Origin of the sequence: Shewanella sp. Isolate7, from assembly GCF_022398425.1 — a bacterium.
GTDB lineage: Bacteria > Pseudomonadota > Gammaproteobacteria > Enterobacterales > Shewanellaceae > Shewanella.
This window is the reverse complement of record NZ_JAKEVJ010000127.1, coordinates 1-6,540: the sequence shown is the minus strand read 5'-3', so window position 1 is coordinate 6,540 and position 6,540 is coordinate 1. Positions and strand designations below refer to the sequence as shown.

The 6,540-nt window shown below is 51.6% G+C and carries 5 protein-coding genes; 1 reads left to right on the top strand and 4 read right to left on the bottom strand.

Going from position 1 to position 6,540, the window contains the following annotated elements; all coding sequences use genetic code 11:
* The first annotated feature begins 412 nt into the window (after positions 1-412).
* Positions 413-1,018, top strand: coding sequence for a DUF4136 domain-containing protein (locus L1D47_RS19960; protein ID WP_239886539.1), 606 nt, complete (start codon positions 413-415; stop codon positions 1,016-1,018).
* Between the two features lie 90 nt (positions 1,019-1,108).
* Here L1D47_RS19960 and L1D47_RS19955 read toward each other — a convergent pair whose 3' ends face one another.
* The 4 genes from L1D47_RS19955 to L1D47_RS19940 form a co-directional block, all read right to left on the bottom strand.
* Positions 1,109-3,241 (bottom strand): TonB-dependent receptor, encoded by a 2,133-nt coding sequence (locus tag L1D47_RS19955; protein ID WP_239886538.1) that lies wholly within the window; start codon positions 3,239-3,241, stop codon positions 1,109-1,111.
* Between the two features lie 479 nt (positions 3,242-3,720).
* Entirely contained in the window at positions 3,721-4,542 is an 822-nt protein-coding gene (locus L1D47_RS19950) for a DUF2797 domain-containing protein (RefSeq protein ID WP_239886537.1), read from the bottom strand.
* Positions 4,543-4,835: 293 nt separating this feature from the next.
* Positions 4,836-5,366 (bottom strand): hypothetical protein, encoded by a 531-nt coding sequence (locus L1D47_RS19945; protein WP_239886536.1) that lies wholly within the window; start codon positions 5,364-5,366, stop codon positions 4,836-4,838.
* Position 5,367: 1 nt separating this feature from the next.
* On the bottom strand, positions 5,368-6,042 hold the full coding sequence (locus L1D47_RS19940) for a transposase (protein ID WP_239886535.1): 675 nt from the start codon (positions 6,040-6,042) through the stop codon (positions 5,368-5,370).
* Positions 6,043-6,540 lie beyond the last annotated feature (498 nt).

The window sequence follows — 6,540 nt, the reverse complement described above, 5'->3', positions numbered from 1 at the left end:
CTGTATTAGTATTTTTAATTGTAGAATAACTACTTATCTAAAAATCCTGCTTTGTTCTCAAGCGTTTTTCCTGCGCTATTTCTGATCACATGTTTACTGTGATTGGTATAACCCTCTGGGTAGATTTAAAGCCAAAACGTCGGCCCTGTGCCGGCGTTTTTTATCTGTTGCTTATCGCCATTATCAGTCTATTTATTGCCCGCCGACTATCTTCTAGGGAGCGTTTAGGGATTGTCCATTGAGCGCCTAAGGAGCGCCCAAGGAGCGTCTAGAGAGATGATTGTTAACACTTTGTCAGCTTAGGTTCATGATCTTTGGCCTATACTTTGCCATGCCGATTAACGCTGCCGCTAATCGAACACCCATCAAGGACTGCCCATCAAGGACTGCCCATTAAGGACGAGGAGCCGAAATGAAATCTATCTTGCTGAATCTGAGCCTGAGTCTGATGCTGATAACGGGGATGACCGCCTGCAGTGTGAGTCAGGAGGAGCCACTGCAACTGCCCATGGCACCCGAGGATCGTCTGACCATGGTGGCCAGTGGCGACTTGAGTTTTATCGCGAGTCATCATCAGGCCTTTGCCCTGCATCCTGATGTCGAGCTACTCAATGTAGGTGGAGAGGTGGAGCCAGATCAGCTTAAATCGCGCATGCGCAGCGCCATCAATGCCGTGATGCAGGCCAAGGGTTATCGGCAGGTGGCCGACGACGAGTCGCCTAATCTCTTGATCGGCTATGGTGTGGCTCTCGGCGAGACCATGAGCGACGGTGAGATTTTACAAAAAGCAGGTCTGGTGCCGGGCGTATCAGAGCAAGGCGTGGACATGCGCCGCTTCGAGAAAGGCTCTGTGCTGCTTTTGGTGTTCGATTCCAGACAGGCATCGCCAAGCTGGCGGGTATTGGCCCAAGGTTTTACGCCATTAAATTCAGACAATACCTTGGCCAGCGAAGAGGCCGATGAAAGGCTGGCCCGGGTGATCAATAAGATGCTGGGGGCGCTGCCTCGGCAGCCTTGATCTCGCTTGAAATGAAAGCTTGATAAGGCTGTAGGGTTAGCTAGATAGAAAAAAGCGCCGCTCAATATTTGGGCGGCGCTTTTGTATCGATTAGAAACGTGTCTTCACGCCAAGGTTGATGGTGGTGCCAAGGCCCTTGGTGTTGTAGCCCGAATAGGTAAAGGCCTGAGAGCGCGCCGAATAGTAGTCTTCATTCAACAGGTTCTCTACCCCCAGGCTGAACTGCCAGTTGTTGAGCCGATAGCTGCTGCTGAGGTTGACCAGATGGTAGTTGCTTATCGGTCCCTGAGCGCCAACGTACTGGCCGTCGACCGGGTCGAATCGCTTGCGATCGCCCACATACAGGTAGTTGATGGCGATGCTCGCATCGTCAATCGGCTGCCAGTTGAGGGAGGCGGTAAATTTAGGCGCCGAGATCACCTGGCCGTCCAAGTAGGTATCTTTCTCCGTGTCCTTACCTTCGACCCAGCTGTAGCTCATGTCTGTGCTCAGGTTATCCAGCCACTGGTAGGCCAGCTGTGCCTCATAGCCCCAGATCTTCTGCGGTGCGCGCACCGGCATGTAAACCCCGGTCGCCGCGTCATAGGCGTTGCTGGTGCCAAGCTCTGAGGTGCTGCGATAAGCCGCCAGTTCATAGCTGAGCTTGTCATAATGACCAGAGAAGCCCACCTCATAGTTATCGACGATAGAGGCCTCGGTCTGGATAAGCGAGATATCGTTTACCGTGGCGGTACGCAGCAGGCGGCCAAGATCTGAGATATCCGCGCCTTGCGAGAAGCTGACAAACGGGCTGAAGGCATCGTCTAGCTGGTAGCGCAGGCCCAGGTTATAGGTGGTCGAGGTAAAGTCTAACTCGCCGCCCTTAACATCGAAGGGCACGGAGCAGGTCTCTGCCGTGCGGCACACCTTGAGGGTCTTATAGTCATCGACATTGATGTCGACCCTGTCGTGACGCACGCCTGCCTTGAGGATCCAGTCATCAAACAGGGTCAACTTGGTTTGCAGGTAGCCCGCCAGGTTGCTCATGTCCATCTCAGGCACCCAGATACGGCCATCGTTTAGCGGCTGCGAGCTGACATCGTTCAGGGCATCTATGCCATAGATGAAGCTTGCCGACACATTGTCCCAGTCGGCGTAGCTGTTGAGGTTAATCCGCAGGCCGCGCTTCTCCGAGCGAATTAGCGATTGGCCGCCATCGTAGCCTTCGCTGGGGTTGGCCAGCGCGGCAGAGTAGAAGAACATGTTCTCTATCTTCTGATAGTAGGCGTCGAGGGTGAGTTGCGTCTGGTTAAAGATCTCCTGATCTGTGTATTTCAGCATCAGGTTGTGATTGCCTCGTGGTCCCTGTGGCACGCCGGGCTTAGGCTGGTTGGTCTTGATGGCGTAAGTTTTCTCACCAGTGTTGACACTGCCGGTGACGTCCATGAGTTCGGCGTTTTGCTGCGCCTCATAGTAGTTGTAGGTCAGCTGTACCTGTTTTTCGCTGTCAAATTCATAGGCCAGCTTGGTAAACAGGTTTTGCGACTTGGTTTCCGACAGGCCGTAGATCAGGCCTATGATGTCGCCCTCGGCGTCATATTCGAGCCCGGTTTCCTCCTCGGAGGCGCTGACCACATAGCTGAACTTATCCAGGGTACCGTCGATGCTGGCGTGGTAGCGATAACCTGCGCTGTCTTCAAACTTGACCGCGCTTAATTTGCTCGAGGCGCCCAGCTCTACGCTGGCCTTGGCATCGCTGCTGGGGGTCTTGGTGATGTAGTTGATGATGCCGCCCGAGGCGCCGTTACCATAGATGGAGGTGGCGCCCTTGATCACCTCGATGCGCTCAATGGCGCTAGGGTCGATGGAGCGAATGCCCAGGCTGCCGTTGCGCAGCGGGGTAGACTGGGGCACACCGTCGATCATCACCAGGGCCTTACGGCCACGGAGTGTCTGGCCTGCATTACTTGAGGTGCCTGTGCTGGGCGCCATGCCTGGTACGCGAAACGCCAGCATGTTTTGTAGCTCGGAGGTGATCAACATATCCTTGGCCAGGGTCTTGTTGTCGATCAGGGTCACCGAAGAGGGCACCTCTTCGATGCTCTCGGCGCTGCGGCTACCCGTGACTATGATACGTTCTATGCTGTCATCGGCGGCGACGGCCTGTTGGCTCATCAGTCCGAGGCAGAAGAGGCTGGTATAGAGGGCCAAAGGTGATTTTTTTAAAGCAAGGTGAGCGGGCATCAAATTATCCTTGGTTTATGTAGGAAAAAAGGTTGAACAGTAATTTGATGCGAATGATATAGATTATCATTTGTGTTTGCTCAAGATTTACATATGTTACATTTTTGTGGTGAACTGATTGGGACTTTAGCCTCGGCACCGCTTGTAAAAGCAAGCCGTGATGGGCGAGGGGGGGAATCATTCTCGAAGTAACACAGCCGCGCTGTTTTCCTCTGATTTGGCACAGGATACTGCCTAAGCATTCGCCTAAGCATTTGTAGAAGAGGGGGGAGTAGCATTTACATCAGCACTTGTATAAGCACTTGTATAAGCACTTGTATGAGCCTTTACACTCGAGCTTGAATTAAAAAAACGCCTGCACACTTTCGTATGCAGGCGCTTTCTGCTGTTTATTTGAGTGAGGCTCATTCTAGCCAAGTCTTATGCTAGTCGAGCTTTACCTAGTAAAACTGTCACCCGACTCACCTGACTCACCCGACTCACTCGGCTTCGAAGCTGACCTCGTAGGCGGTGAACTTACGCAGGTTAATCACGCCGGTATCGAAGATCAGGTACTGACCCTTGATCCCCATCAGCTTGCCGCTCACCACTGGCTCCTTGTCGAAGTTGTGGGAGGCTATCTTGGTGGGGAACTCGCTCACAGGATAGTCGATGGCGACTATCTCTTCATTCAGGCGTTCGATGGCATACTCGCCGTGGGTCATCATCAGGCTATGCAGGTGTTGCTCGATCTGCGGCAGCAGCTCCTCGGCGTGTTCCTTGAGCGGTAAGGGGTCGGCATTGCCCTTTAACATGGCGCGCCAGTTAGTCTTGTCGGCAATCATCTTGGCCAGCTCGACTTCGATAAGGCCAGAGAGTTGACGGCTGGAGACCTTGAGGATGGGCAGACCCTGGGTAGCGCCCTGATCTATCCAGCGGGTCGGCAGCTGGGTATGGCGGGTGATCCCCACCTTGAGTCCCGAGGTATTCGACAGATAGACATAGTGCGGCACGAAACAGTTTGCCTCGCCCCACTCGGGTTCGCGGCAGGTCCCCTCGGCAAAGTGGCAGGTTTCGGGCTTCATGATGCACATGTCACAGCTCGCCAGCTTCTTCATACAGACGAAACAGTGGCCCTGGGAGTAACTCTTCTTGGTCTTCTTGCCGCAATTACAGCAGAAAATATTACCGGTATGGACCAGTTTGATATTGCTGCCGATAAAGGGGGGCAATTCGACTTCATTGTCGCCCACAAGCAGCTGATAATTGGCCAGGCCCTGCTCATCGAGCCTGGTGCGCATTTTCTTCAAAGTTCCTTGCATTGCACTCTCAATTGCGTTGGAGTCATTCGCCGCGGCGCCGACTCTTCGTTAATTTGTGATGAGTGTAACAGTTAAAGGGGGGAAGATAAAAAGGGAGGGGCTTAACTGAATGCCGGTTAATCAAGGTTGTTGTCAGATGGAGTGACCGTGTGTGCAGATACGCCTGTGACACGCTGATCGTCTTCTGACCTAAATGGGTGTTGGGGAGGCAATTGAAGGCCGTATCTTCATGGCAATCTATCGCCTGCCCGGCGGGGGATGTGCAAGCACTCTTTTGGCACGCCGACTTTTTGTCAAAGAGAGCTATCCCTGGAGGCTTCACGGCGGCACTGACCTACAGAATAAGTCCCGTGCTTGCTCTGCGTGTGCTTAAAGTGGATAGATGCAAGGCGCAGTTTGCAGCGAATGGCCCTAGTCCTTCGCAAGAACTGTAACGCAGCAAATACCGCTGTAAGCCTCGCCCTGCGGGGCTTTGATAGCAACACCATTTCGGCGTTATTCAACTTCAGCAGGCCTCGGCATGCCCTCAGTTGAATGCCTTGAACTGTCGCTGCTATCAAAGCCAGAGCTGTGCGACGACTTGTTCGCACCTTCCCTAACTCTGGCATTTCACTGAGCAGAGTGTAGGAAAGCACTTTCCCCACACCAGGAACACTCGTCAATATTTCCGATTTGACGCGCCATTCTTTGACCTGGGCTACGAGCTTATCGAGTTTTTCCGTAAGTTTATCTATTTGCTGGTTAAGTGATTTAAGCAAAGTATTAATTGATTGGTGAAGCTCTTTGGGCATGATTTGGAGACGATTTTTTTCCATCGTTGCCATTTCAAGTAGCTGAGTTCGCGCCTAACTCTGGCATTTCACTGAGCAGAGTGTAGGAAAGCACTTTCCCCACACCAGGAACACTCGTCAATATTTCCGATTTGACGCGCCATTCTTTGACCTGGGCTACGAGCTTATCGAGTTTTTCCGTAAGTTTATCTATTTGCTGGTTAAGTGATTTAAGCAAAGTATTAATTGATTGGTGAAGCTCTTTGGGCATGATTTGGAGACGATTTTTTTCCATCGTTGCCATTTCAAGTAGCTGAGTTCGCCTGATTAGTAAGTCTTTGATTATTTTTGACTGTTCATCTGGAAGTTGCTTTATCTCAGGTTTAATGATTGCCGCAAATTGAGCGATGACTGAAGCATCAATTCTGTTTGTTTTCGCCATGACACCGATAGCTTGGGCAAAGCGACGAACTTTGATTGGATTGACGATTACAACGGGTAAATCAGCTTTATCGCAGGCAAAGACAAAGGCATGCTCATAACGCCCCGTCGCCTCAGTAACGATACGTTTTACCGGATGTTGCTTAAGCACCTGAATGACTTTCTGGATATGTTCAGGGTCATTTGGGATAGATAAATGTAGGTCGAGAGGATGTAGTACGATGTCGAGTTGTGACTTACCGACATCAACGCCGACATTGATTTCAGTTTGGTTTTTATGGTTGTTCATTATAAGCTTACTCTGCCTTGCTATACGGGCTCGAGGCCCCAATGACTGTTCGAGTTATTGCTAGGAGTTATGCAGCGCTACCCACTTGTTACCGGTCTCTCGTAAGAGGAGCCGCCATTCAATCGAGCTACTGCATAAAGACCCTCAACGGCCATTGAGGGTGGGCCTCCAATTTACCCTAAAATGGAACGGGATTAACCATACAAGGCACTGTAGGCGGATTTCAGCCAGCCCGGCTGCGCTCGTGCCTCGCGGATTATAGCCGGGCAGTCTGCTCCCGCTAAGTGGAGCGTTAAGTGACCGAGCGAGAGTCACATCAAAAAAGTAGGGAAATATGAGCATTAATATAAAATGGGATAGTGATTGTCGCTTTAAAGTGTCAACTGAAGGCGGTTTTACGTTTAATGTTGACGCTACAAGTGAGAAAGCCCTTTGTCCAACGGAAGTTCTATTGTCGGCTTTAGGTTCATGTAGTGCTACGGATGTCGTCATGTCGTC